Origin of the sequence: Scandinavium manionii (assembly GCF_024764775.1) — a bacterium.
In the GTDB taxonomy this organism is placed as follows: Bacteria; Pseudomonadota; Gammaproteobacteria; order Enterobacterales; family Enterobacteriaceae; genus Scandinavium; species Scandinavium manionii.
Window position 1 is genome coordinate 26,273 of record NZ_JALIGC010000035.1, and the last position, 23,758, is coordinate 50,030.

General features: G+C 54.3%; 26 protein-coding genes and 1 pseudogene. 15 read left to right on the forward strand and 12 right to left on the reverse strand.

Features of this window, described 5'->3' with window-relative positions:
- The first annotated feature begins 69 nt into the window (after nt 1-69).
- A complete protein-coding gene (gene eamA, locus MUU51_RS06370) occupies nt 70-969 on the forward strand; it encodes an O-acetylserine/cysteine exporter (RefSeq protein ID WP_159768329.1) in 900 nt (299 codons plus the stop codon).
- A 40-nt stretch (nt 970-1,009) separates the two neighbouring features.
- Here eamA and marB read toward each other — a convergent pair whose 3' ends face one another.
- The 3 genes from marB to marR form a co-directional block, all read right to left on the reverse strand.
- A complete protein-coding gene (marB, locus tag MUU51_RS06375) occupies nt 1,010-1,228 on the reverse strand; it encodes a multiple antibiotic resistance protein MarB (protein WP_258967377.1) in 219 nt (72 codons plus the stop codon).
- Nucleotides 1,229-1,391: 163 nt separating this feature from the next.
- Entirely contained in the window at nt 1,392-1,766 is a 375-nt protein-coding gene (marA, locus tag MUU51_RS06380) for an MDR efflux pump AcrAB transcriptional activator MarA (protein WP_125354491.1), read from the reverse strand.
- Nucleotides 1,767-1,789: 23 nt separating this feature from the next.
- Nucleotides 1,790-2,224, reverse strand: coding sequence for a multiple antibiotic resistance transcriptional regulator MarR (gene marR / locus MUU51_RS06385; protein ID WP_159768335.1), 435 nt, complete (start codon nt 2,222-2,224; stop codon nt 1,790-1,792).
- A 259-nt stretch (nt 2,225-2,483) separates the two neighbouring features.
- Here marR and MUU51_RS06390 point away from each other — a divergent pair, with 259 nt between their 5' ends.
- Entirely contained in the window at nt 2,484-3,152 is a 669-nt protein-coding gene (locus MUU51_RS06390) for a MarC family NAAT transporter (RefSeq protein ID WP_159768338.1), read from the forward strand.
- Nucleotides 3,153-3,165: 13 nt separating this feature from the next.
- Here the strand turns inward: MUU51_RS06390 and MUU51_RS06395 are convergent.
- Nucleotides 3,166-3,873, reverse strand: a pseudogene (locus MUU51_RS06395) (LysR substrate-binding domain-containing protein); the annotation flags it as partial.
- 55 nt (nt 3,874-3,928) lie between these two features.
- Between MUU51_RS06395 and MUU51_RS06400 the strand changes: the two are divergent.
- Nucleotides 3,929-4,099, forward strand: a complete 171-nt coding sequence (locus tag MUU51_RS06400) for a tautomerase family protein (protein WP_258967533.1) — start codon at nt 3,929-3,931, stop codon at nt 4,097-4,099.
- A 25-nt stretch (nt 4,100-4,124) separates the two neighbouring features.
- On the opposite strand, the gene MUU51_RS06405 is transcribed toward MUU51_RS06400, so the two are convergent.
- Both MUU51_RS06405 and MUU51_RS06410 read right to left on the reverse strand, forming a co-directional pair.
- Nucleotides 4,125-4,949, reverse strand: coding sequence for an aminoglycoside phosphotransferase family protein (locus MUU51_RS06405; RefSeq protein ID WP_258967379.1), 825 nt, complete (start codon nt 4,947-4,949; stop codon nt 4,125-4,127).
- A 45-nt stretch (nt 4,950-4,994) separates the two neighbouring features.
- A complete protein-coding gene (locus MUU51_RS06410; RefSeq protein WP_258967380.1) occupies nt 4,995-6,191 on the reverse strand; it encodes a sugar transporter in 1,197 nt (398 codons plus the stop codon).
- A gap of 244 nt (nt 6,192-6,435) precedes the next feature.
- Between MUU51_RS06410 and MUU51_RS06415 the strand changes: the two genes are divergently transcribed.
- From MUU51_RS06415 to MUU51_RS06425, 3 genes are all read left to right on the forward strand, one after another.
- On the forward strand, nt 6,436-7,236 hold the full coding sequence (locus MUU51_RS06415; protein WP_258967381.1) for a PhzF family phenazine biosynthesis protein: 801 nt from the start codon (nt 6,436-6,438) through the stop codon (nt 7,234-7,236).
- A complete protein-coding gene (locus tag MUU51_RS06420; RefSeq protein WP_258967382.1) occupies nt 7,236-8,024 on the forward strand; it encodes a PhzF family phenazine biosynthesis protein in 789 nt (262 codons plus the stop codon). Before MUU51_RS06415 ends, MUU51_RS06420 begins: the two co-directional genes overlap by 1 nt.
- An 85-nt stretch (nt 8,025-8,109) precedes the next feature.
- On the forward strand, nt 8,110-8,589 hold the full coding sequence (locus MUU51_RS06425) for a GNAT family N-acetyltransferase (RefSeq protein WP_258967383.1): 480 nt from the start codon (nt 8,110-8,112) through the stop codon (nt 8,587-8,589).
- Here the strand turns inward: MUU51_RS06425 and ptrR are convergent.
- Complete coding sequence (gene ptrR / locus MUU51_RS06430) at nt 8,546-9,424, reverse strand: putrescine utilization regulator PtrR (RefSeq protein WP_258967384.1); 879 nt, start codon at nt 9,422-9,424, stop codon at nt 8,546-8,548. The two genes, MUU51_RS06425 and ptrR, sit on opposite strands and share 44 nt — an antisense overlap.
- Nucleotides 9,425-9,527: 103 nt before the next feature.
- On the opposite strand from ptrR, the gene sad reads away from it, so the two are divergent.
- From sad to MUU51_RS06455, 5 genes are all read left to right on the forward strand, one after another.
- A complete protein-coding gene (sad, locus tag MUU51_RS06435) occupies nt 9,528-10,916 on the forward strand; it encodes a succinate-semialdehyde dehydrogenase (protein ID WP_258967534.1) in 1,389 nt (462 codons plus the stop codon).
- A gap of 138 nt (nt 10,917-11,054) precedes the next feature.
- On the forward strand, nt 11,055-11,981 hold the full coding sequence (glsB, locus tag MUU51_RS06440; RefSeq protein WP_258967385.1) for a glutaminase B: 927 nt from the start codon (nt 11,055-11,057) through the stop codon (nt 11,979-11,981).
- 152 nt (nt 11,982-12,133) lie between these two features.
- A complete protein-coding gene (locus MUU51_RS06445; RefSeq protein ID WP_258967386.1) occupies nt 12,134-13,570 on the forward strand; it encodes a sensor domain-containing diguanylate cyclase in 1,437 nt (478 codons plus the stop codon).
- An 87-nt stretch (nt 13,571-13,657) separates the two neighbouring features.
- On the forward strand, nt 13,658-14,185 hold the full coding sequence (locus tag MUU51_RS06450) for a GNAT family N-acetyltransferase (RefSeq protein WP_258967387.1): 528 nt from the start codon (nt 13,658-13,660) through the stop codon (nt 14,183-14,185).
- Between the two features lie 116 nt (nt 14,186-14,301).
- Complete coding sequence (locus MUU51_RS06455) at nt 14,302-15,753, forward strand: tagaturonate reductase (protein WP_258967388.1); 1,452 nt, start codon at nt 14,302-14,304, stop codon at nt 15,751-15,753.
- Nucleotides 15,754-15,941: 188 nt separating this feature from the next.
- On the opposite strand, the gene MUU51_RS06460 is transcribed toward MUU51_RS06455, so the two are convergent.
- Nucleotides 15,942-17,066, reverse strand: a complete 1,125-nt coding sequence (locus tag MUU51_RS06460; protein WP_258967535.1) for a Fic family protein — start codon at nt 17,064-17,066, stop codon at nt 15,942-15,944.
- Nucleotides 17,067-17,235: 169 nt separating this feature from the next.
- Between MUU51_RS06460 and MUU51_RS06465 the strand changes: the two genes are divergently transcribed.
- On the forward strand, nt 17,236-18,150 hold the full coding sequence (locus MUU51_RS06465) for a bestrophin family protein (protein ID WP_258967389.1): 915 nt from the start codon (nt 17,236-17,238) through the stop codon (nt 18,148-18,150).
- An 11-nt stretch (nt 18,151-18,161) separates the two neighbouring features.
- The gene (locus tag MUU51_RS06470) at nt 18,162-18,602 is read left to right on the forward strand and encodes a GNAT family N-acetyltransferase (protein WP_258967390.1); all 441 of its coding nucleotides are present in this window, start codon (nt 18,162-18,164) and stop codon (nt 18,600-18,602) included.
- Nucleotides 18,603-18,758: 156 nt separating this feature from the next.
- On the opposite strand, the gene tam is transcribed toward MUU51_RS06470, so the two are convergent.
- Entirely contained in the window at nt 18,759-19,520 is a 762-nt protein-coding gene (gene tam / locus MUU51_RS06475) for a trans-aconitate 2-methyltransferase (RefSeq protein WP_159768388.1), read from the reverse strand.
- Between the two features lie 132 nt (nt 19,521-19,652).
- On the opposite strand from tam, the gene MUU51_RS06480 reads away from it, so the two are divergent.
- Complete coding sequence (locus tag MUU51_RS06480) at nt 19,653-20,267, forward strand: DapH/DapD/GlmU-related protein (protein WP_159768391.1); 615 nt, start codon at nt 19,653-19,655, stop codon at nt 20,265-20,267.
- Nucleotides 20,268-20,320: 53 nt separating this feature from the next.
- Here MUU51_RS06480 and MUU51_RS06485 read toward each other — a convergent pair whose 3' ends face one another.
- The gene (locus MUU51_RS06485) at nt 20,321-21,595 is read right to left on the reverse strand and encodes a Glu/Leu/Phe/Val family dehydrogenase (RefSeq protein ID WP_159768394.1); all 1,275 of its coding nucleotides are present in this window, start codon (nt 21,593-21,595) and stop codon (nt 20,321-20,323) included.
- 327 nt (nt 21,596-21,922) lie between these two features.
- A complete protein-coding gene (locus MUU51_RS06490; RefSeq protein ID WP_258967391.1) occupies nt 21,923-22,543 on the reverse strand; it encodes a class I SAM-dependent methyltransferase in 621 nt (206 codons plus the stop codon).
- A 118-nt stretch (nt 22,544-22,661) separates the two neighbouring features.
- Between MUU51_RS06490 and MUU51_RS06495 the strand changes: the two genes are divergently transcribed.
- Entirely contained in the window at nt 22,662-23,099 is a 438-nt protein-coding gene (locus MUU51_RS06495) for an RrF2 family transcriptional regulator (RefSeq protein ID WP_258967392.1), read from the forward strand.
- Here MUU51_RS06495 and MUU51_RS06500 read toward each other — a convergent pair whose 3' ends face one another.
- Complete coding sequence (locus MUU51_RS06500) at nt 23,100-23,744, reverse strand: TetR/AcrR family transcriptional regulator (protein WP_258967393.1); 645 nt, start codon at nt 23,742-23,744, stop codon at nt 23,100-23,102. It lies immediately after the preceding gene.
- Between the last annotated feature and the right edge of the window lie 14 nt (nt 23,745-23,758).

Below are 23,758 nucleotides of genomic sequence, written 5' to 3' on the forward strand. Positions count from 1 at the left end.
CTGTTCCTCGCGCTCATTTTTCGATACTTTGATTCTGTTTACAAAAATTTAATATTTCAGGGGCGGGTTATGACGCGGAAAGATGGGCTGTTAGCGCTGTTGGTGGTCGTCGTCTGGGGACTCAATTTTGTGGTCATTAAGGTCGGACTGCATAATATGCCTCCGCTGATGCTGGCGGGCCTGCGTTTTATGCTGGTCGCGTTTCCGGCCATTTTCTTTGTCGCCCGGCCGAAAATCCCGCTCTCTTTGCTGCTTGGCTACGGGCTGACCATCAGCTTCGGTCAGTTTGCCTTCCTGTTCAGCGCGATTAAATTGGGTATGCCTGCGGGGCTTGCGTCGCTGGTACTGCAGGCGCAGGCCTTCTTCACCATTATTCTGGGCGCGTTTGTGTTTGGCGAACGTTTGCAGGGTAAACAGCTGACGGGGATAACCCTGGCGGTGTTTGGCGTGCTGGTGCTGATTGAAGCGAGTCTGAACGGCCAGCACGTCGCACTGCTCGGGTTCTTCCTGACGCTGGCGGCGGCGCTGTGCTGGGCCTGTGGCAATATCTTCAATAAGAAAATCATGCAGCACGCGTCGCGTCCACCGGTGATGTCGCTGGTGGTGTGGAGTGCGCTGATCCCCATTGTGCCATTTTTGCTGGCGTCGTATCTGTTGGATGGCTCAACGGCAATGATGCAGAGCCTGGTGGATATTGACCTGACGACCATTCTGTCGTTGGTGTATCTGGCCTTTATCGCGACGATTGTCGGCTACGGCATTTGGGGCTCGCTGCTGGGACGCTATGAAACCTGGCGCGTGGCGCCGCTTTCTCTGCTGGTACCGGTGGTGGGCATCGCCAGTGCAGCGTTGCTGCTCGATGAAACGCTCTCGGCATTACAGATGATGGGGGCGGTGCTGATCATGGCCGGGTTGTACATCAACGTGTTTGGTTTGCGATTGCGCCGGGCGAAAGTCATGCAGGGATAAGGCGTGAAGAAAAAAGCCCCGCATCTGCGGGGCAAAAGAGTTACTGGGAGTTTCCGTTATAGTATGGCACGCCCAGTTCGTCGGATTTGTCACTGCCGGAACCCATGTGGTTAAAGTCAAACGGCGACCGATCCTGTGCTGAAGGTATAAGCATCGTGTCACGGGCCGCGTTACTTGCCGGGTGAGTGGATTGCTCCGCAAAACTCTGGCCGGAGACCAGCACCAACAAGGTGAGGGCGGCGGAGGCGAACAGTTTCATTTTTTTCCTCGATATGTCTTGTGCAGGCGATTAACAACTCTATCCGTCATACTTCAAGCTGCATGTGCGTTGGCAACGCCTGTTCACCCCAGTCACTTACCTGAGTAAGCGGCTGGGATTCGCAGTCTTGCCGCCTTCCTGCAACTCGAATTATCTTGGCTATTCAGTGATTGAGTGGCATCAGATAACGCGACTCGCCGGGCATATTAGTGATGCGATATTTGTGCGGCGGCACGTCAAAATAGTTCTTAAAGGTACGCGTCAGCGTCTGCTGGGATTCAAAGCCATAGCGTTCGGCCAGATACAGGATCGGCTCATTGCTCTCTTTCAGCTTCTGTGCGATTTCAGTCAGCTTACGGCTTCTAATATATTGACCCAGTGAATGTCCGGTTTCTTTCTTGAACATCCGTTGCAGGTGCCATTTGGAGTAACCGGAACGTTCCGACACTTTCTCAAGCGACAAAGGTGATTCCAGATTGCTCTCGATCCAGTCCAAAATGCTATGAATAGTGATAGCGTCAGTGTTACGTCTGGACATCGCGACTTACCTCTTTGTTCTGTTTACGGCAGGATTTTCTTGAGCAGAAGCTCAAGGGCTGCGACCTCATCCACCGTTAAGTTTTTTGTTAATTCCTGATGCAGGTTTTGTCCCACCAGCTGGTGGCATTGCTCACATAATTCCGCGCCGTCCGGTGTCAATTGCACCAGTACGCCACGCTTATCATTCGGGTTTGGCAGACGCTCAATCCAACCTTTACAGGTCAGGCGGTCGAGCATTCGGGTCAAGGCACCGAGATCGACCGACAACGCTTTTTTTAGCTCAACAGGGGTAATGCACACTTCACAGCGAATCGAACACAGGGTTTTGAACTGCGAAGCGGTGATATCCATAGGCGACAGATAATCGTTCAGAAGACGATCTTTTTTCTGGTTGACCATGTGGATCAAGCGACCGAGTGGGATGATTTCGTTAAACAGATCACTGGTGCTTTTCACAAAGGTTGCCCTGGCAAGTAGTTTAGTTGCGAGGGATATTATTGCCCAGGCAACCATAAGTCAACTGAATGAATAAGCTTATGCCACGAATTGCTAAAACGCTTCACGGCACACTTTTTGTGCTGTAAGCCTCTGATGGATAACCTGCCGTTATGGACACGCGAGGGTAAGATTTCGTCATGAATTAGCCATAGTCACGGCAACGAGAAAGCTCTTATACTCAGCCGGCCGTTGAGTGCTAACACAGGAGTGTTGATGAATGCTGGATTTGTTTAAGGCTATTGGCCTCGGACTGGTGGTGCTGTTGCCGCTGGCGAACCCGTTAACCACCGTTGCATTGTTCCTTGGGCTGGCCGGGAACATGAATAACGCCGAACGTAATCGTCAGTCGCTGATGGCCTCGGTGTACGTATTCGCGATCATGATGGTGGCGTACTACGCCGGTCAGGTAGTAATGAATACCTTCGGGATTTCGATTCCCGGGCTGCGTATTGCCGGTGGCCTGATTGTGGCGTTTATCGGCTTCCGGATGCTGTTCCCGCAGCAAAAGGCGCACGATTCGCTGGAAGCCAGACATAAGTCGGAAGAACTGAAAGAGGAGCCGACCGCCAATATTGCGTTTGTGCCACTGGCGATGCCGAGCACGGCCGGACCCGGTACTATCGCGATGATTATCAGTTCGACGTCTACCGTAAGGCACGGCGTGAATTTTCCGGACTGGGTGGTACTGGTTGCGCCGCCGTTGATCTTCCTTGGCGTCGCGCTGATTTTGTGGGGCTGTTTACGCAGCTCAGGGGCGATTATGCGCCTGGTCGGGAAAGGGGGCATCGAAGCCATTTCTCGTCTGATGGGCTTTTTGCTGGTCTGCATGGGCGTGCAGTTTATCATCAACGGCGTGCTGGAAATTATCAGCACCTACCACGCTTAACGCTTTCGTAAACTTAGAGGGCGGCAGGTTGTCGCCCTTGTTTCCTCTGGTCATTTTGTCCCGCCACCGCGTCTTTTATCAGCCCCGCTAACATCGCCTGAACCTGACGGTCTTCAGAGGAAGACGCATTTTGTACCAATGTTATTCCCAGATCTCCCGGAGAGGGTAGCCGCGATCCGGCCGTTAACAGATTTGCGGGCAGACCAAAATGCGTTCTCAGTGTCAGACCAAGCCCCGCCTGAACCGCAGCCCAGATACCGCTGAGACTGTGACTGACGAAGGTTATCTGCCATGGGATCCCGGCGTTGTCGAGAGATTCAATCGCCCGGGAGCGCATCAAACAAGGGCTGTCGAACATCACCAACGGTAGCGGTTTCTCGTCGGCAAGCAGGGCATCAAGGTTTAAATCCTGATGATAAATCCATTCCAGTGGGCAGCGGCTCAGCGATTCCCCCTGTTCGACAGGGTTTTGTGGTTCCCACATCAGCGCGATGTCGAGATTGTTTTCTGCCAGCGCGGCGATAAGTGGAGCGTTCCTGTCGACGCGGGCGTGGATGCGTAAATCCGGGTGCAGTCTGCTGAATTGACCGAGAATGCCTGGCATCAGCGACTCACCAAAATCTTCCTGCATCCCGATGTGGATTTCGCCTTTCAGCAGTTCGCCACGTAGCGCCCGCAATGTTTCATCGTTTAACGCCAGCAGCCGTCTGGCATAGCCCATCTACGACAGGCACTATCTGAGCGGTGGGCGCAGTGACGACTTTGTCCTGGTACTGATAACAGCCGGAAATCCGCGAAGTACCGAGCAGAAACGGCGATTCTATCGGGCGTTGAGTGAGGGGCTTTCGGCAAAGGTGGGGATCAGCCCAGAGGATGTGATGGTAACGATTCAGTTCAACCAGGCCGAAGACTGGAGCTTCAGCCGGGGCGAGCAGTTTTGCCCGTAAACGGGGATGAAAACGTTTATCCAGGTCATTGCCTAAGTTCGGCAATGGCCAGTTCAGCGACGGCTGAAGGAATGGTGATGGGAGAGTGGCTTTCGAGTGACCAGCTTGCTGAGAGCCCACACCAGGCGATGATCCACATGAGCAGACGCTCCCTGTCTATTCCGGACATCTCGCTGACGATAGCCAATCGCTGCTTAAATATCTCGGGTACAGGAGCAACCCGGGGGATGGGATGAGCAAGGTCGGGGTTGGTAAAGATATTGGCGTAATCAAACCCTCGTTCACCTTTTATCCCTTTGGGGTCAATGGCCAGCCAGCCGGATGCGCCAAAATCCAGAACGTTCGCATGATGTAAGTCACCATGCAGCGCGACGATATCCTGTGGCGTCGACAGTAGGTGTGCCGCGATTTCAGCGCAGCGCGCCAGGATCCCGCCCTGTTTGTTGGCCGTGGCTTTTAATGGGGCAAACCAATTCTCCAGTGAAGGCAGCGAGGGTAAAGGTCGTTTGGGGGCGGTGTGAAGCCGAATGGTGGTCAGGCACATGATTCGACAGGCCTCGATGTCCTGACCTTCCCGGGACATCGCAGACAGAGAGGCTGGCCCTGTGGCGCGTGCCAAAAGGATGGCCTCATTTTCATGCGCAATCACCCGCGCTGCACCATTTCCTTCCCACCACGCCATCAGGGCGTTCCCGGTTTGTTCATCCTTGTCATCGGTCATTTTGAGCATGGCGGGGAGGCCGGTCGCTGTTCTCACCGGCAACAGCTGCGAGGTATGCGTCTTCAATGGCGCGCCATCTGGAATGAGTTTCCAGCGATTCAGCCAGGGCTTGAACGTGTCCTGATCCATGCGACTTCCTTTATCTCTTTCTGTCTATAAAGGGACAGGTATTCGTTAATGTTGTTGAGCCGGCTCTTCAAGCGTCACAGGCCAGCGGCGGAAAATAATCACGGACCAGACAAGTGCCGCCAGCGCCGGAACCGCGCCGACGTAGCCGATATCGGCCATTGAGAAATGCAGGCTGACCTGATTTCCCACCAGCGCGCCTGCCCCAATGCCGAGATTAAAGATGCCGGAAAACAACGCCATCGCCACGTCGGTGGCGTCCGGGGCAATCGCCAGCACTTTCACCTGCATTCCCAGGCCGATAATCATGATTGCCACGCCCCAGATGATGCTCAGAACGGCGAGATTCATTTCGCTTTCAGCTGCTAACATCAGCAATGCCAGACACGCGGTGAGCAGGGCGATGGCACCGCTGACTAACGTTGAAGCGTAATGGTTGCCGAGCTTACTGAAGATAACCGAACCGATGATCCCGGCCCCACCCAGCGCTAACAGCAACAGCGTAGCGAAGCTGGCGTCAAACCCGGCTACGTTAATGACAAACGGTTCGATGTAGCTGTACGCGGTGTAATGGGCGGTCACGACGACCACAGTAAGCAGATACAGGCTCATGAGCGCCGGACGACGGAACAGCAGCGGCAGGCTTTTCAGCGAGCCGGAATGTTCGCTTGGAATCTTAGGCAGCAGCTTCGTCAGCGCCACGAGGGTGATGAGCGCGCCGAGGCCGATGATAAAGAAGGTGGTACGCCAGCCGAAATACTGGCCGACAACGCGACCAATCGGCAAACCGAGCACCATTGCCAGGGCGGTACCGGTCGCAATCAGGCTCAGGGCCTGGGCGCGTTTGCCCGCCGGGGCGAGACGGATCGCCAGTGAAGCGGTAATCGACCAGAATACGGCGTGGGCGAAGGCGATACCAATGCGGCTAATGACCAGCACGGTAAAGTTCCAGGCGAGGAACGAGAGCACGTGGCTGCCGATGAACAGCACAAACAGACCGATCAACAGTTTGCGTCGCTCCATCTGGCTGGTGAGCAGCATAAACGGCAGCGACATCAGCGCCACCACCCAGGCGTAGATCGTCAACATTATCCCTACCTGTGCCGTTTCCATCGAGAAACTGCGGGCGATATCAGACAGCAACCCCACTGGCACAAATTCCGTTGTATTGAAGATAAAAGCGGCAATGGCCAGAGTGACCACCCGCAGCCACGCAACCTTGCGCGAGACGGTGTTAGTTGTCATATCAGTTTTCTGGATGGATAACGGGAAGAAGAGAGGTCGATCTTAAAACCATCATTGTGCAAAACACAACCGTTTTGTGACTAAGATCTCATATCAGAAAGTGATAACGCGGTGATGGTCAGTGTTACGCTGCCCGTTGGAATGGGGCGACGTTCATCAACTTCACTGGAAGGAGGCTCGTAATTCGTGGGCAAAGACGGTATTAATGTTATTAAGTGCTCATAAAAACAAAAGGATACTGGCTATGCAGGAAATTCCGTTTTATATGGTTGATGCCTTCAGCGACCGCTCGTTTGGCGGGAATGCGGCGGCGGTGTGTCCGCTTATCGAATGGTTGCCCGACGACACGCTGCTGAGAATGGCACAGGAGCATAACCAGTCCGAAACCGCATTCTTCGTGCGCACCGACGACGGGTTTGAATTGCGCTGGTTCACCACCCAAGGGGAAATTAATCTCTGCGGACACGCCACGCTCGCCAGCGCTCACGTCATTTTCGAATTCCTGGATTACCCGCACACTGAAATCCGTTTTTCGACGCGCTTTGTCGGTGAACTGACGGTGTCCCGCCGTGGCGACTGGCTGACTCTGAATTTCCCGGCGTGGAAAACCGAGGCCGTGGAGCCTCCGGCGCTGCTGCTCAATGCGCTCGGTATTAATGAATATGAAGAGGTGCGCGTCGCGCGTGATTACCTGGTGGTGCTGAAAAGTCAGCAACAGGTTGAAGAGCTGACGCCGGATATTCACGCCATGCTGCCGCTCGACAAAATGGTGTGCGTCACGGCCCCAGGCGATACGGACGACTTTGTCAGCCGCTTTTTCTGTCCCGGCGAATCCGTGGCGGAAGACCCGGTCACCGGTTCGACACACAGTATGTTGATCCCATACTGGGGCGATAAATTGCGAAAAACGCAGATGCAGGCGCGTCAGGTGTCTGCTCGCGGTGGCGAGTTGCGCTGTGAATGGCAGGGCGAGCGGGTACTGATCGGCGGCCAGGCCACGACCTGGATCATTGGCAGCATCTATCTCCACGAAGGAGCACTCTGATGAAAACCCTTCCTGTCTGGCTGGTTGATGCGTTCAGCCGACATAATTTTGGCGGCAATCCGGCGGCGGTATGTGCGTTGGATAGCTGGCTTCCTGATGAACAACTGCTGCAAATCGCAAAACAGCATAATCAGTCGGAGACGGCCTTCTTTATTCCGGCGAAAGGCGGCTTTGAACTGCGTTGGTTTACGACCCGCAATGAGGTTAATTTGTGTGGGCACGCCACCCTGGCGACTGCCCACGTGATTTTCAATCATCTGGATTACCCGGACGCACGAATTCACTTTGATACGGCGTCCGGCCGGTTAACGGTCAGTCGCGAAGGCGAATGGCTGACCCTGGATTTCCCCGCCGGGCACACCACAGAGCAAACGCCACCGGCTGAAATGCTGGCCGCGCTGGGCATTACGGATTACGTAACTGCCCGCAAAGGGCGCGCGTGGCTGATAGAACTGGCGAGCCGTGAGCAGGTCGAGGCGGTCACCCCGAATATTGCGGCAATGACGCCGGTTGCACATAAAGTGACGATCACCGCGCATGGCTCGGGGGATTACGATTTTGTCAGCCGTTTCTTTTCTCCGGGAGAAGCCGTCTGGGAAGACCCGGTCACCGGTTCGGCGCACACCATGCTTATTCCTTACTGGAGTGAAAAACTCGGTAAAACGCAGATGCTGGCCCGCCAGGTTTCTGCGCGTGGCGGGGATGTGCGCTGTGTATTGCAGGGCAATCGCGTGCTAATGAGCGGCACGGCGGTGACGTGGATGCAGGGGAAAATCCTGCTGCGCTAAGGTCGTCAGGCGGCATAAGTTAATGCTATGAACCGCAACGTCCGTTTCGGTTTACAGTCAGGGGAAAACGCGCAAGGAGATTGATATGTATACGATTACGCCGTGCTCCCCTGACCATCCCGATATCGTGGCGCTGATTGACGCCCTCGACCGCTATCAGCAGACGCTGTATCCGGCGGAAAGTAATCATCTGCTCGATTTAACGCAGCTCGTGGAATCACAGCGGCTGATGCTGATTATTCGTGATGCGCAGCAGCAGCCCGTTGGCTGCGGGGCGGTGGTGTTAAACGGTGACGGGAGCGGCGAAATGAAACGGGTGTATATCGACCCGACGCACCGTGGGCAGCGCCTGGGTGAATCGCTGTTAACCGCGCTGGAAAAGCAAGCGCTGCAGCGCGGTTGCGATACACTGCGCCTCGAAACCGGTATTCATCAACATGCAGCCGTAAAACTTTATGAACGTAGCGGGTATTTCCAGCGCGAGGCGTTTGCGCCGTATCTGCCTGACCCGCTGAGCATTTTTATGGAGAAACTGCTGGTTGCGGACCTTCGTCAAGCAATGTGATAAACGCTTCCAGCTGACGGGTCATCGCCCCCCTACGCCACACCAGCCAGGTCGTCAGCCAGCGCCACTTTTCGGCCAACGGCCAGGCATCAACCTGATGATGTCCGGGCATGCTTTCGAGCATGCTGCGCGGGATCATCGCCAGACCCGCACCCGCAATCACACAGGCCAGCATCCCATGATAAGACTCCATTTCGTGAATGCGGCCCGGCGTGGCGCGGTCGGCATGAAACCAGCTTTCGAAATGACGGCGGTATGAACAGTTGGCGCGAAACGCATAAATGCTGGTGCCGTTCACATCGCTGGCGCGTTTGATCGGCGTATGGCCCTTCGGCGTGACAATCATCATCTCTTCCTGATATACCGGCACGCCTTCCAGATTCGGGTGCATCACGGGTCCGTCAACGAACGCCGCGCTCAGTCTGCCTTCGTTCACGCCGTCAATCATGGTTCCAGAGGGACCCGTCGCCAAATCAAACTGAATTTTCGGGTAGCGCTGGTTATACAGCGCAAGTGTGGTGGGAATGCGCACCGCCGCGGTGCTTTCCAGCGAACCTAATGAAAACAACCCCTGAGGCTCATCGCCCGCCACCACCATTCGGGCTTCATCGATCAGCGCCAGAATTTGCTGGCTGTAGCGCAGAAAACTGTGCCCTGCCGGGGACAAACGCAGACGCTGGTTTTCACGAATGAACAGATCCACGCCCAAATCCGCTTCCAGTTGACGAATGCGGGTAGTCAGGTTAGAGGGCACGCGATGCACCTTTTGCGCGGCCTGGGTAATGCTGCCGGTCTGGGCGACGGCGTTAAACATCTCAAGCTGTGTTAAGTCCATAACGTTCTCGTATCGTGAATGGGATGGTTAATATTATTCATTTTCCATAAATAGCAGAGTGGTCCAGTATTAATCAACAGCCTCATCGAACAGAGAGAAGAAAATCATGACATCACCTGCAACTCACGCCATTTCCCTCAACCCGGCGACGGGCGAAACGCTATCCACGCTCGCCTGGGCCACGGCCGATGACGTTAATCAGGCGGTCGCGCTGGCCGATACCGGTTATCGCCAGTGGAATAAAACTGCTGTTTCCGAACGTGCCGATGCGCTGCGTAAAGTGGGCAATGTGCTGCGTCAACATGCCGAAGAGATGGCGCAGATGATAAGCCGTGAAATCGGCAAGCCGATTATTCAGGCTCGTGGCGAAGTGACCAAGTCGGCGAACCTCTGTGACTGGTATGCCGAACACGGTCCTGCGATGCTTTCTACTGAGGCGACGCAGGTGGAGAATAATAAGGCGGTGATTGAATACCGTCCGCTTGGCCCAATCATGGCGGTCATGCCGTGGAACTTCCCGCTGTGGCAGGTTCTGCGCGGCGCAGTACCCATTCTGCTGGCGGGCAACAGCTACCTGCTGAAACATGCGCCAAACGTCATGGGCAGCGCGAAGCTGATTGGTGATATCTTCACCGAAGCGGGTATTCCGGCGGGGGTGTTTGGCTGGGTGAATGCCACAAATGATGGCGTATCGCAGATGATTAACGACCCGCGTATTGCGGCGGTGACCTTAACCGGCAGTATGCGCGCCGGGAAGGCTATCGGTGCTCAGGCCGGTGCGGCGCTGAAAAAATGCGTGCTGGAGCTAGGCGGTTCTGATCCGTTCATCGTGCTCAACGATGCGGATATTGATGAAGCGGTGAAAGCAGCGGTGATGGGTCGCTACCAGAATACCGGACAGGTATGTGCGGCGGCGAAACGCTTTATCGTGGAAGCGGGTATTGCCGATGCCTTTACCGAGAAGTTTGTTGCCGCGGCAGCCAAACTGAAAATGGGTAATCCGCAGGATGAGCAAAACGACCTTGGGCCGATGGCGCGTTACGACCTCCGTGACGAGCTGCATGACCAGGTGACCGCGACGCTGGAAGAGGGCGCCACGCTGCTGCTCGGCGGCGAGAAGATTTCCGGCAAAGGTAACTACTATGCTGCGACGGTGCTAGGCAACGTCACACCTAAAATGACTGCTTTCCGTCAGGAGATGTTTGGCCCGGTAGCGGCGGTAACCATCGCCCGCGATGCCGATCATGCGCTGGCTCTGGCGAATGACAGCGACTTTGGTCTTTCAGCTACGGTGTATACCGCAGATGATACCCAGGCTCAGCGTTTCGCCGATGAACTGGAATGCGGCGGCGTGTTTATCAACGGCTACAGTGCCTCCGATGCCCGGGTGGCATTTGGCGGCGTGAAGAAAAGCGGCTTTGGTCGCGAGCTGTCGCACTTCGGCCTGCATGAGTTCTGCAATGTGCAGACTGTCTGGAAAGACCGGCACTGATCCCCTCCCGAATGCCCGGTAACACAAGTTTACCGGGCCTGAATTCTGCATTCTCTCCTCTGGTGCTTACACTGTGCGCTCAACCGTTGACGCTGGTATACTCGCAAGCCGAAATCGGCCTGTGGGCAAGGAGCAAGAGTGGCAACGGTCATCGATAACAGTATGCTGGAATCTGTTCTGGCAGAGGTAAAACCGCTGATTGGGAAAGGCAAAGTGGCGGACTACATTCCGGCACTGGCTTGTGTGGATGGCGCAAAGCTGGGTATTGCCATCAGTACCGTTGATGGCCAGCATTTTTTTGCGGGCGATGCGCAGGAGCGTTTTTCCATTCAGTCGATTTCCAAAGTGCTGAGTCTGGTGGTGGCGATGAATCACTACGCCGAAGAGGAAATCTGGCAGCGGGTGGGGAAAGATCCGTCCGGACAGCCGTTTAACTCACTGCTGCAGCTGGAAATCGAGCAGGGTATTCCGCGTAATCCGTTTATCAATGCCGGCGCGCTGGTGGTATGCGACATGCTGCAAAGTCGTCTCAGTGCGCCGCGTCAGCGCATGCTGGAGATTGTGCGCATGCTGTCCGGCGTCGAGGATATTGCCTACGACACGGTGGTGGCGCGATCCGAACTCGATCATTCCGCCCGTAATGCCGCTATTGCCTGGTTGATGAAGTCCTTCGGCAACTTCCATAATGACGTGGCGACGGTGCTGCAAAACTACTTCCATTATTGCGCTCTTAAAATGAGCTGTGCCGAACTGGCGCAAACCTTTCTGTTTCTGGCGAATCAAGGGCATTTCCCACAGCGCGATCAGACCATCATCACGCCGTTACAGGCACGCCAGGTGAATGCGTTAATGGCGACCAGCGGGATGTATCAGAATGCCGGGGAATTTGCCTGGCGCGTGGGGCTTCCGGCGAAATCTGGTGTGGGCGGAGGGATCGTGGCGATTGTGCCGCACGAAATGGCGATTGCCGTCTGGAGTCCACAGCTTGATGACGCCGGGAACTCGCTGGCGGGGACCGCGATTCTGGAAAAACTAACCCAGCGGTTGGGGCGTTCAGTCTATTGATTTATTCATCGCTTCGCGTTGCAAATGGACAACAAATAACTAACACAGATAATTGTTAATACGCAGATTGTGATCAATAGTATCTGTATTACCAATCATTACCCTGTAATTGCCGAAATAATTGCTGCTTGCGATTATATGGAAAATAATTAATGCGTTCGATTTCTGTCCCCCGATTTACTGTATTCAGTGAAGCGCATGTCCTGCGTAATGTATTTTTCCTGTTTATTATCACCACACTGTTTTATGCGATGGGCGCTATGCTGCGCCTTGTGCAGGAGCTTTCGCTCTTCTGGCCGCTGAATGCGGTGATGGCAGCAATATTTGCCCGCTACGTCTGGCTTAACCGACTGCATTATTATGCGATTTGCTACGGCGCAATGCTGCTTTTTGACGTAATGACGACCCAATGGGGCTTTGCGTCGCTGATAATCAACGCCTCGAATATGGTGTTTATCGTGATGGTGGCGCAGCTGGTCATGCGCGATAAACGTCAGGCAGGGAGTGAACCTGAGCCAATTAACGCTTTGCGGTTATTCTATTACTGTCTTATTTCCGCGATTTTCTGCGCGCTGTTGGGTGCGCTTGGATCGGTCGGGATCGACAGGCAATCATTCATGCCGCTGTTGGCGGACTGGTTTAGCGAACAGTTTTCTACCGGCGTGCTGATTTTACCGTGCGTTATGACCCTGACGTTGCCACACGAAATTACCCGGATCCGCTGGCAACAACTGCTGCCGGTGCTGACGCTGGTGCTCTCTATGCTGGCGGCGATCGCTATTGGCGGAGCAGGGAGTCTCACTTTTCCGCTGCCTGCGCTTATCTGGTGCGCCCTTCGTTATCCGTTGCCGGTCACCTCTGCGCTGACGCTGATTACCGGAGCCAGTGAAATCATTCTGGTGACGAATGGAATTATCAATCTTGGCGTGAGCGGGCCGCTGCAAACCGCACAGCTTTTTTCCACGCGTCTGGGGATTGCGTCGCTGGCTATCAGTCCGGTGATCGTTTCTACCACCGTGGCGGCCATCAATAATCTTGTTCGTCAGGTTTCGCTGCGTGCGGATTTCGATTTTCTGACCCGCGTCTACTCGCGCTCTGGCCTCTATGAAGCCCTCAAAAACCAACCCGCCAATACCAGTCAGCATCTGACGGTGATGCTGTTGGATATCGATTTCTTTAAAAGCGTGAACGATAACTACGGCCATGAATGTGGCGACTATGTGCTAGCGGCGTTTGCGCGTCAGGTGTATGACACGGTGGGTGGGCAGGGGCTGGTGGCACGGATGGGCGGCGAAGAGTTTGTGGTTGCCGCGAAAACGCGTGATCCGCTGGATGGTTATCATCTGGCTGAGAAAATTCGTCAGCGTGTCGAAGCCAACGTGTTCCAGTGGCGACAGCTGCCGCTGCGGGTTACGGTAAGTATTGGGACCGGAAGCGGAACGCTCGGCAGCAACGAAAATATTGATGTCTTCAATGAATTGCTGGTGGAAGCCGACGAGTATCTTTACCGGGCTAAAAAAGCCGGGCGTAACAAAACCTGCGCCAAATCTCTGGCTGAAGAAGGTATCTTCAATACGGTTGTGTCATAGCCAAATGAATAAGCAAAGCCTATGACCGATTTGTTGTGTTGTTAGTTTGTTAAGTGGATAGTGAAAACCTTTTTCAAGGAGCCCAACATGACTTTGTCGCTGCGCGTTTTTCCTCTTTCCCATCACGACATTCTGCAACGCCTGCCTGAGCTGAGCGAGATTCTGGTCAATAGCGTGAACGGCGGGGCGTCTGTCAGTTTTATGCTGCCATTTCACCCCGATAAAGCAGTGGCATTCTGGCAAAAAATCGCTCACAGCGTGGCGGCGAACGAGCGTGTCGTTCTTGCCGCAGAGCTCGGCGACGGTACTCTGCTCGGAACGGTCCAGCTGATCACCGATTTACCGGAAAACCAACCGCATCGCGCGGAAGTGGCAAAGTTGTTAGTCCACTCTCGCGGTCGCCGTCAGGGCATTGCGCGACGGTTAATGTCCGCCCTGGAGCAGGAAGCTGTCGCTCAGGCTAAATCGGTTCTGGTACTCGACACCGCAACGGGAAGCGGCGCGGAAGACTTCTATCAGCAGTGCGGTTGGCAAAAGGCCGGTGAGATCCCGCGCTATGCGCTGATGCCTGACGGTGAAATGACGGCGACGTCGGTCTATTACAAATTTGTATAAACCGCCTCAAAAGCAGCATCCGGTTTGATCAAAACAGGGTTTCCTGGTTTTAAAGTCTGATAAGTTATTAGACCAATAACGCAGGCTGTATGACCAATCAATAAGGGAAACCCATTGTGAAAACATTAAACCGCCGCGATTTTCCCGGCGCTCAGTACCCTGAACGCATCATTCAGTTCGGAGAAGGTAATTTTCTTCGGGCTTTTGTCGACTGGCAAATTGATCTCCTGAACGAGCACACCGACCTCAATTCTGGCGTGGTGATTGTGCGTCCAATCGATAGCGATTTTCCGCCGTCGCTCAGCACCCAGGATGGCCTCTACACTACCATCATTCGCGGCCTGAACGAGCAGGGCGAAGCCGTCAGCGACGCGCGTCTGATTCGTTCTGTTAACCGTGAAATCAGCGCCTACGCCGATTATCAGGAATTCCTGAAACTGGCGCACAATCCTGAGATGCGCTTTGTGTTCTCTAACACCACTGAAGCGGGTATCAGCTATCACGCGGGCGACAAATTTGAAGATGCGCCAGCGGTGAGCTATCCGGCGAAATTGACGCGTCTGCTGTTCGAACGTTTCAGCCACTTCAATGGTGCGGCGGATAAAGGCTGGGTCATCATTCCGTGTGAGCTGATTGATTATAATGGCAATGCCCTGCGTGAACTGGTCCTGCGCTATGCACAGGAATGGGCGCTACCGGCGGAATTTGTGGCCTGGCTGAATACTGCCAATGCATTCTGTTCCACGTTGGTTGACCGCATCGTGACCGGTTATCCGCGAGATGAAGCGGCAAATCTCGAAGCTGAGCTCGGTTATAAAGACGGATTCCTCGATACTGCCGAGCACTTTTACCTGTTCGTGATTCAGGGGCCAAAAACACTGGCCCGCGAACTGCGTCTCGACAAACTTTCGCTCAACGTGCTGATTGTCGATGACATCAAACCGTATAAAGAACGTAAAGTGGCGATCCTCAACGGCGCGCACACCGCGCTGGTGCCGGTCGCGTATCAGGCCGGGCTGGATACCGTGGGTGAATCAATGAACGATGCCGACGTTTGCGCATTCGTTGAGAAAGCGATTCATCAGGAAATTATCCCGGTTCTCGATTTACCGCGCGATGAACTGGAGTCATTTGCCCGTGCGGTGACCGGGCGTTTTCGTAACCCGTACATCAAGCATCAGCTACTGTCGATTTCGCTGAATGGAATGACCAAATTCCGCCCCCGTATTCTGCCGCAACTGCTGGCGGGGCAGGCCGCGACCGGGAAACTGCCTCAACGACTGACGTTCTCCCTGGCGGCGCTGATTGCATTTTATCGTGCTGAACGTCACGGTGAACGCTATCCGGTGCAGGACGATGCGCACTGGCTTGAGCGCTACCAGCAGCTTTGGTCGCTGCATCACGATAAGCAAATCAGCACCACGTCGCTGGTTGAGTCTGTGCTGTCGGTGAAAGAGCACTGGGAGCAGGACCTGACAGAAGTTAACGGTCTGGTTGAGCAGGTGACGCACGACCTTGATACCATACTGACGAAGGGGATGCGCGAAGCCGTTAAACCGCTTTGCTGATTGCCTGAATCTGACCCGGCCAGCGTGCCGGGTTATGTAGAATATGCATTAGTTACAACATACATATTTATGGCTTTAATAACGCACCCTTTAACACCTCAGCGCGTTTTGTCTCTCAGGGGAGAAATGAGCCAAATACCGCAAATATTCGGCTCACTATAAGAGCCGAATTGGCCAGGTTTATCGGCTCACGAAGGTTGGGTGATTTGATAACGTGTGTTGCGCCCGCCGCCGGGCAGCTTTTCCAGTAAACCCTGTTCAAGAAAATACGCCAGATGACGCGTGGCGGTGGCTTTACTGACTTTGGCGACTTTTTGATACTGACTGGCGCTGATCCCGTCGGCAAAGCCTGATTCACCGCCGTCAAGCAGGCGATTGATCACTTTCAGCTGTTCGGCTGTCAGTGTCAGGCGCACCGAATCGTTGTGTTTCCAGTACCGGCTCTTCGCCAGCGTGCTGTCGATTCTGGCCAGTGCCGTATCCAGCGTCACATCGAGCGTTTGCAAAAACCACAACACCCACTCTGTCACGTCCAGGCCACCTTTTTGCGTCTGCTCGAGGATGCGATAGTAGTGATTCCGCCGTTCAAGAATCGACACCGACATAGCATACAGCCTGATACTCTGATTATCCGCCTGAGCCAGCGCCAGATCCGTCAGCGCACGCGTTAATCGTCCGTTGCCGTCATCGTACGGATGCAGCGTCACGAACCACAAATGCGCCACGGCCGCTCGCAGTATTGGGTCCGAAAGCGGGTCATCTTTACTCTGATTGAACCATGCAATAAAGGCGTCCAGAAGGGCGTCGAGTCCTTCGCGCGGCGGTGCTTCGAAATGCACCACCGGCTTATCCATTCGGCCAGAGACGACCTGCATCGGTTCGCCGCCGCGCAATTCTCCCGCATGAACGGCGTGCATGGACCAGGGGTCATGCGGAAAAAGCCAATGGTGCCACTGATTCAAACGAGCCATAGACAGCGGTGCATGGCGATTGTCGATGGCATCAAGCATGATCGACGCCACGCCCTCAGAGCGCTCGGATACCGGGAACGGTGTTTCTTCATCGACGCCAAGACGGCGGGCGAGAGACGAGCGGACCGATTGGGCATTGAGCCGTTCGTCTTCAATCGCCGAAGAGGCGAGCACGTTCGACAGCAGCGCATCCAGCGTTTGCCGGTCTTCGTCCTGCATTTCGCTGCGGCCAATCAGCACGCCGGATTTACGCTGCAGCTGGCGCAGCAGCGGCAAAACGGTTTCGTCCCGCCAGTGAAAAGCGGGCCAGTCCGGTTGTTGCCAGATCCATTGCGTCATGATGACCTCTGAGCCGAATAATATCGTAATTGGCTCACATTATGAGCCGAATAGAGCGAAAAGTAAAACTACCACTTGTTATTGTTTTGTAGCTAAATATCGCATTAAACTTGAAAGAGTGATTTGGATCACGTTAAATAACGCAGCCTTCCTTTCTTACTGATAGTGACTCATGATCCTCAGACCGACTGAACACTGGCTGCCCCGCATTTTTGTCTGGCACGGCGCGGTGTTACCCAAGATTTTCTCCCGACTATTTCTCAATTTTCTGTTGTCAGTGGCGGTTATCATTCTGCTGCCCTGGTATACCTCGCTAGGCGTGAAGCTCACTGTCGCGCCGTTCAGTATTCTTGGCGTCGCCATCGCCATTTTCCTTGGTTTTCGTAATAACGCCTGTTATTCACGCTACGTCGAGGCTCGCCAGCTCTGGGGCCAGTTGATGATTGCCTCACGCTCGCTGCTGCGCGAAGTCAAAAACACGCTGCCGCCGGAAACGGATATGACGGCATTTGTGCGTCTGCAAATCGCGTTTGCGCACTCGCTGCGTATGCAGCTACGTCGTTTACCGCAGGAAAAAACGCTGGAGAAATACCTGACGCCAGAACAGCTCGCACAGGTTTTAGCGGTACAGTCTCCCGCGAACAGAATTTTGTTGTTGATGGGCAACTGGCTGGCAGAACATCGTCAGCAAGGCGTGCTATCGGACATTCTGTTCCACAGTCTCAATAATCGACTCAATGATATGTCGGGCGTGCTGGCTGGCTGTGAGCGCATTGCGGGCACGCCGGTGCCGTTCGCTTATTCGCTGATCCTGCACCGAACGGTATACATGTTCTGCATTATGCTGCCATTTGCACTGGTGAGTGACTTGCATTACATGACGCCGTTCATTTCGATGTTGATTTCTTATACTTTTATATCCCTGGATGTTTTGGCGGAAGAGCTTGAAGAACCGTTCGGGGTGGAAAATAATGACCTGCCGCTGGACGCCATCACTAACGCGATCGAGATCGATCTGCTGCAAATGAATGATGAAAAAGACGTGCCAGCAAAAATGCTCCCCGATAAGTGCTATCAACTCACCTAAGGAAATCCGCAATGGACGTTTTGATTCGTGACATTCAACCCCAGGACAAAACCCAGTGGCGCACCCTGTGGAATGGCTATAACGCCTTTTACCAGTCAAACGTCCGTGAGTCCGTGACGGAGAAAACCTGGCAGCGGATGATGAACGACCAGTCTCCGATTTACGGGCGCGTTGCCGTTGTTAACGGCGATGTCGTGGGTTTCACGCACAGCGTTTTGCATGAGGGGACGTGGGAATTATCTACCATTTGTTATATGGAAGACCTTTTTGTGGCACCTGAAATGCGTGGTCACGGCATTGCCCGCCAGCTGATTCAGGCGTTGGTTGATGAAGGTAAAAAGAAGAACTGGTCGCGCGTTTACTGGCACACTGGCACCGATAATCCGGCCCGAAAACTGTATGACGAGTTCACCGATGTGGAAGGGTTTGTACTTTATCGGATGAATCTGTAACCGTGCAGGGTAAGAAATCATTAAGATTTTCCCAGTAACATGGCCATCGAGCCAACAGGAGAATCATCATGGAAAAGAAAATTGAGACCGCCGTGAACATTATCATTTTTGTTTCCTTGTTCGCGACGGCCTGGGACCTCTCTTTAGTCCGCGACTTCAGCTGGTAATGCGGCGAGCAACAATAAACAAACGTGGGAACGCCAGCAGGATCTGTCCGTTTTGCTGGCGAGGATAATGTTCTTCCAGTAATTGCAGATAACGACTCAAAAACGCCTTCTGGCTGACGCTATCCAGATCCTGCAAGAAAGGACGCAAGCCGGTGGCACTCAGCCATTCCACGATGGCCTGATGCGATGCCATCGGGTGGAAATAAGTCGTCCGCCAGATATCCACTTCACAGCCGCTACCGCTCAATAAATCGTAATAACTCTGCACGCTTTCCAGCGGAATGCGTCTGTGCGCCGGGTACCCAAGCTCGGCGGCAACCTGCCGCATTGAGGCATGTGACGGTTCCTGCCAGTTGTCCGGCATTTGCACCGCTAACACGCCATCTTTCGCCAGCAGTGAGGCCAGATGCGGAAACAGCGCTGAATGTCCGGACACCCATTGTAGCGACGCATTGGCATACAGTACGTCCAGCGGTTGTTCGGGTTGCCATGTGACAATATCGGCATTCACAAACTGACAATCCGGCAGCGCTTTTTGCGCTTTATCCAGCATCGCCGGGGAGTTATCCACGCCGGTAATGGCGGCTTCTGGCCACGCGGCCCGCAGCAGCTCGGTGCTGTTACCCGGACCGCAGCCCAAATCGGCAATGTGTTTTGCTGAAGGTTTAGCAATACGGGCGAGCAACTCTGCCGCCGGGCGGGTACGTTCTGACGCAAACTGCAAATACAACGACGGGTTCCAGTCAGCCATTTTGACTCCCTAGCGCGGTTTCAACGGCTTACAGCATAGCGCAGGCTGTGTGATTTAACCGAAAACGCTGGTCATTTTTTGTTAACAAACAGGCAATAGAGTATCAATAATTCTCTCTGGAGCTGTGCGTTAATGAAAACCGTAAAACTTGCCGAAACCTTTATTGAAAGCAGCGTGCGTCTGCGCGAATGCCGGATTGGCCAACAGTGTGAGATTCTGGCGCACAGCGCGCTGGAGTATTCGTCTCTCGGCGATTTCTCATACGTTGGGGAATATTGCACGATTGCCGATGCGCAAATAGGCCGCTTTGTGGCGATTGCCAACCATGTTCGCCTCGGCGCGCCGAATCATCCGATGGAACGTGCATCACAGCACCGCATCACCTATTGCCCGGAATACTATTCGCCGAACGCCACCCGCGATCATGATTTTTTCGCCCGGCGCCGGGATGAGCGGGTGGTTATTGGCAACGACGTCTGGATGGGGCACGGGGTCATTGTGTTGCCGGGCGTTACGGTAGGGGACGGTGCGGTTCTGGCAGCGGGGGCGGTAGTCACTAAAGACGTGGCGCCATACACTATTGTCGGCGGGGTTCCGGCCAAACTGTTACGTCCGCGCTTTACCGGGACCATTGCCAACGAATTGCAGCGCATCGCATGGTGGGACTGGCCGCTGGAAACGATCGTTGCACGCTTAGCGGATTTTCAGCACCAGGATATTGCGCAGTTTTGCGAAAAGTATCGCTGATTGCGCACGATAAAATAACGGCGAGCCGAGGGGCGACTCACCGTTTTCAGGCCTTAACCTGGATAGATACCACGATCTTTACGTGCCAGGAGAATGCGTTCGCAGGCAACGATGTACGCGGCGGTACGCAGGGAACAGGATTTTTCAGCTGCCTTTTCCCAGACGTGAACCATTGCGTCGGTCATGATTTTATCCATGCGCGCGTTAATTTCTTCTTCGCTCCAGAAGAAACTCGCCATGTCCTGAACCCATTCAAAGTAACTGACGGTGACACCACCGGCGTTACAGATAACGTCCGGCACCACGATAATGCCACGGTTGGCAAGCATATCGTCGGCATCCGGATAGGTCGGGCCGTTCGCGCCTTCGAGGATCAGTTTACATTTCAACGCTTCCGCGCGGTGACGGGTAATCTGACCTTCCAGCGCGGCCGGGATCAGAATGTCCATTTCAACGTCCCAGAACGCTTCGCTGGCGATGGTTTCAGCCCCCGGGAACCCGGCGATCTGTTTGTGTTCAATCTGCCAGGCGGTGAGGGCGTTCATGTCGATGCCCATCGCATTGAACAGCGTGGCGGTGTGGTCCTGAATCGCTACCACGCGCGCACCCGATGCGGCAAACAGGCGAGCCGCTTCGCTGCCGACGTTACCGAAACCTTGCACTGCAACGCGAGCGCCTTCCACCGGAATGTTTGCCCGGCGCGCCACTTCACGGCCGCTGATCCACACGCCGCGGCCGGTCGCTTTTTCACGTCCGAGAGAGCCGCCAAGGTGAATCGGTTTGCCGGTGACGACGCCGGTAATGGTGCTGCCGTGATTCATGGAGTAGGTATCCATCATCCACGCCATCACTTTGCCGTTGGTGCCAACGTCTGGAGCAGGAATGTCTTTTTGTGGCCCGATAATGATGCCGATTTCGCTGGTATAGCGACGGGTCAGGCGCTCAAGTTCGCCTTCCGACAGGGCAAACGGGTCAACGCGAATGCCGCCTTTTGCGCCGCCGTAAGGCAGGTTCAGCGCAGCACATTTGATGGTCATCCAGGCAGACAACGCCATAACTTCGTTCAGATCCACATCCGGGTGGTAGCGCACACCGCCTTTGCCCGGGCCGCGGGAGAGGTTGTGCTGCACCCGATAACCTTCGAAATGACGGATGGTGCCATCGTCCATCTGTACTGGAATATCGACAATCAGCGCACGTTTCGGATGACGAAGGGTATCCACCCAACGGGTCAGCTCGCCCAGGTAGGGCGCAACGCGCTCGATTTGTTGCAGGTAGGTATTCCAGGCAGATGTATTGCTATCTGAAGCGTAAGATAACTTATCCATGATGAACCTTAAGTATTGTAAGTAATATGTTCTTAATTAACCGTGGTCCATAGCGTTACTGACTATGTGAGTATAAATTTAACACTTTTTTAAAATTTAGCATCAGGCGAAGCGCAGGAATGAGATGTTGTGGAAGTAATTTTTAACAGCATATTTGAATAAATATCCAAATGAAAAAGGCGTCTGAGCGCCTTTTAAAGCCTAAATTCATGCACTTTAAGTGCATAATAAACGAAATAATCTATTTTCCAGAAGTATGACGCGCCTCTAAAAGTAAATATAATGATAATTAACTGTGTTGACTTTGTGTCTTGGCGGTATTGGTGCTCAGGACCGCTTCAGAACCAGCACAGTATCCAAAATGTCCCCGGTTTCGCCGTTTGGTCCCGTCGCCAGCCGTTCAATATTTCCGACGAAAATGGACTGCCATGCGTCATCGCCCAGTCGCAGTTCAGCCCGTGCTTCATCAGGCGTGGGGAAGGGGGACGGTCGATGATCCGACCACGAAACCGCCGAGCCGTGAGAGGTAATCAGCAGCACGCCGCCGCGTGCAACAAGGGCTGCAGCCTTTCGCAAAACCATCTGGCGACCAAAATCGACGGGCGATTCCAGAAACGACGCTGTAACCAGATCATATTCTCCCTCAGGAAACGTCAGCGACAGATCATGCTGTTCGAAGTGAATGCTCTCTTCAACGTTATTTCGACGGGCATTGGCAGCGGCATAGGCGAGAGCTTGTTTAGCAATATCAACGGCGGTGACCTGCCAGCCGTGTTTCGCGAGCCAGACGGAATCGTCACCACGGCCGCATCCCAGTTCAAGGGCCCGACCCGGGGAAAGATCTCCGGTAAAGCGCACCAGCATGGTGCCCGGTTTGCCATTCGACACCGGCGAAATGTTAGCGTAGCGATCGTCCCAGAACTGCGCAGACGTTGGTGATGAGCTCATGGTTTTCTCCTGGAGCAGGGAAGGGATTTCATGTGACTTATAAAATCACATGACTTATCGCCTTGTCAATCTCACGTAACATTGTAAGATACATGAAATCGTTTTCGCGGAGTCATCAATGCGCCAGGATAATAAGCTGTCACGAATGCTGCATGTGCTGCTGCACATGGCCAGACGCAACGAAGCGTTCACCTCAGAGCAAATCGCGCATATGCTCGGAAGCAATAGCGCCGTCGTCAGACGCACGCTGGCAGGGCTGCGGGATGCCGGTTTTGTGGCATCCGAGAAGGGGCATCACGGCGGTTGGCGTATTGCGAAAGACCTCAATGAAATAACACTACTGGATATATATCAGGGGGTCGGGGTAAAGCAGCTTTTTGCCATTGGCAGCGGGGATGAGCATCCGAATTGCGCGGTCGAAGCCGCCGTAAATGAAGAGCTGGGAAGCGTGCTGGCAGAAGCGGAACAAAAGCTGTTGGCGAAGTTTGCGGATATCACGCTGGCGAACCTTGCCGAGCGCTTTGATAAACGCGCCTCGGCGGGTTCGGAAGGCTAATCAGACGTAAGGCGTTCCGGCTAATGCCGCGTTGAGCCCGGCGGCCCCTTTATCAACCAGTTTCAGAAAGGTCGCGGCGGCCCGGGTAGCGTCGAGAGATTGCGCAAATTCCTCATGGGCGCTGATGAGCGCCGTACTCCAGCAGGCCAGCTGTAGCGCAGCCGCAAGCCTCGCATCTGCATCTGCATCTACGTCTTCACGCCCCGCACAGTGCGCAAGCTCGACGGCCACGCCGTTTGCTACTTCATCCCGAATCGCTCTGGCCCGCGCTTTGAGCGTGTCACTGCCTTTAATGATTGCAATGAACCCCTGGCTGGCGTCGGAAAACTGCAAGAAAGGGCGATCTTCAGCAATCAGCCGATGAGCCAACAGGCGCAATGATTCAATGGGAGACTCAGCGTCCTTGCGCTGACGCAGCGCGTCGGCCACCGTTTGGCGAATCTCATCGTCTCGGTCGAAAAACATATCTTCTTTGTGGGGAAAGTGGTTAAACACCGTCATTCTTCCGACGTCTGCCGCCGATGCGATTTCATCAATGGTGACGTTATCAAACCCTTTTTCTGCAAACAGTCCGGTCGCGGCGTAAGAAATATTGCGGCGCGTTTCCAGACGCTTTCTGGCACGACGGTCGGTAACTTCAGACATGGTTTCTCCTTTAA

Bases quoted from the DNA above. Each gene is read 5' to 3' on its own strand.
- MUU51_RS06415 (WP_258967381.1), top strand. From the start codon at position 6,436: ATGCAGGAAATTCCGTTTTATATGGTTGATGCCTTCAGCGACCGCTCG.
- MUU51_RS06405 (WP_258967379.1), bottom strand. From the start codon at position 4,949: ATGGATCAGGACACGTTCAAGCCCTGGCTGAATCGCTGGAAACTCATT.
- tam (WP_159768388.1), bottom strand. From the start codon at position 19,520: ATGGCTGACTGGAACCCGTCGTTGTATTTGCAGTTTGCGTCAGAACGT.
- MUU51_RS06450 (WP_258967387.1), top strand. From the start codon at position 13,658: ATGACTTTGTCGCTGCGCGTTTTTCCTCTTTCCCATCACGACATTCTG.
- MUU51_RS06410 (WP_258967380.1), bottom strand. From the start codon at position 6,191: ATGACAACTAACACCGTCTCGCGCAAGGTTGCGTGGCTGCGGGTGGTC.
- MUU51_RS06480 (WP_159768391.1), top strand. From the start codon at position 19,653: ATGAAAACCGTAAAACTTGCCGAAACCTTTATTGAAAGCAGCGTGCGT.
- MUU51_RS06390 (WP_159768338.1), top strand. From the start codon at position 2,484: ATGCTGGATTTGTTTAAGGCTATTGGCCTCGGACTGGTGGTGCTGTTG.
- ptrR (WP_258967384.1), bottom strand. From the start codon at position 9,424: ATGGACTTAACACAGCTTGAGATGTTTAACGCCGTCGCCCAGACCGGC.
- MUU51_RS06495 (WP_258967392.1), top strand. From the start codon at position 22,662: ATGCGCCAGGATAATAAGCTGTCACGAATGCTGCATGTGCTGCTGCAC.
- MUU51_RS06500 (WP_258967393.1), bottom strand. From the start codon at position 23,744: ATGTCTGAAGTTACCGACCGTCGTGCCAGAAAGCGTCTGGAAACGCGC.
- eamA (WP_159768329.1), top strand. From the start codon at position 70: ATGACGCGGAAAGATGGGCTGTTAGCGCTGTTGGTGGTCGTCGTCTGG.
- MUU51_RS06420 (WP_258967382.1), top strand. From the start codon at position 7,236: ATGAAAACCCTTCCTGTCTGGCTGGTTGATGCGTTCAGCCGACATAAT.
- MUU51_RS06445 (WP_258967386.1), top strand. From the start codon at position 12,134: ATGCGTTCGATTTCTGTCCCCCGATTTACTGTATTCAGTGAAGCGCAT.
- MUU51_RS06485 (WP_159768394.1), bottom strand. From the start codon at position 21,595: ATGGATAAGTTATCTTACGCTTCAGATAGCAATACATCTGCCTGGAAT.
- marA (WP_125354491.1), bottom strand. From the start codon at position 1,766: ATGTCCAGACGTAACACTGACGCTATCACTATTCATAGCATTTTGGAC.
- MUU51_RS06470 (WP_258967390.1), top strand. From the start codon at position 18,162: ATGGACGTTTTGATTCGTGACATTCAACCCCAGGACAAAACCCAGTGG.
- MUU51_RS06425 (WP_258967383.1), top strand. From the start codon at position 8,110: ATGTATACGATTACGCCGTGCTCCCCTGACCATCCCGATATCGTGGCG.
- MUU51_RS06490 (WP_258967391.1), bottom strand. From the start codon at position 22,543: ATGAGCTCATCACCAACGTCTGCGCAGTTCTGGGACGATCGCTACGCT.
- marB (WP_258967377.1), bottom strand. From the start codon at position 1,228: ATGAAACTGTTCGCCTCCGCCGCCCTCACCTTGTTGGTGCTGGTCTCC.
- MUU51_RS06465 (WP_258967389.1), top strand. From the start codon at position 17,236: ATGATCCTCAGACCGACTGAACACTGGCTGCCCCGCATTTTTGTCTGG.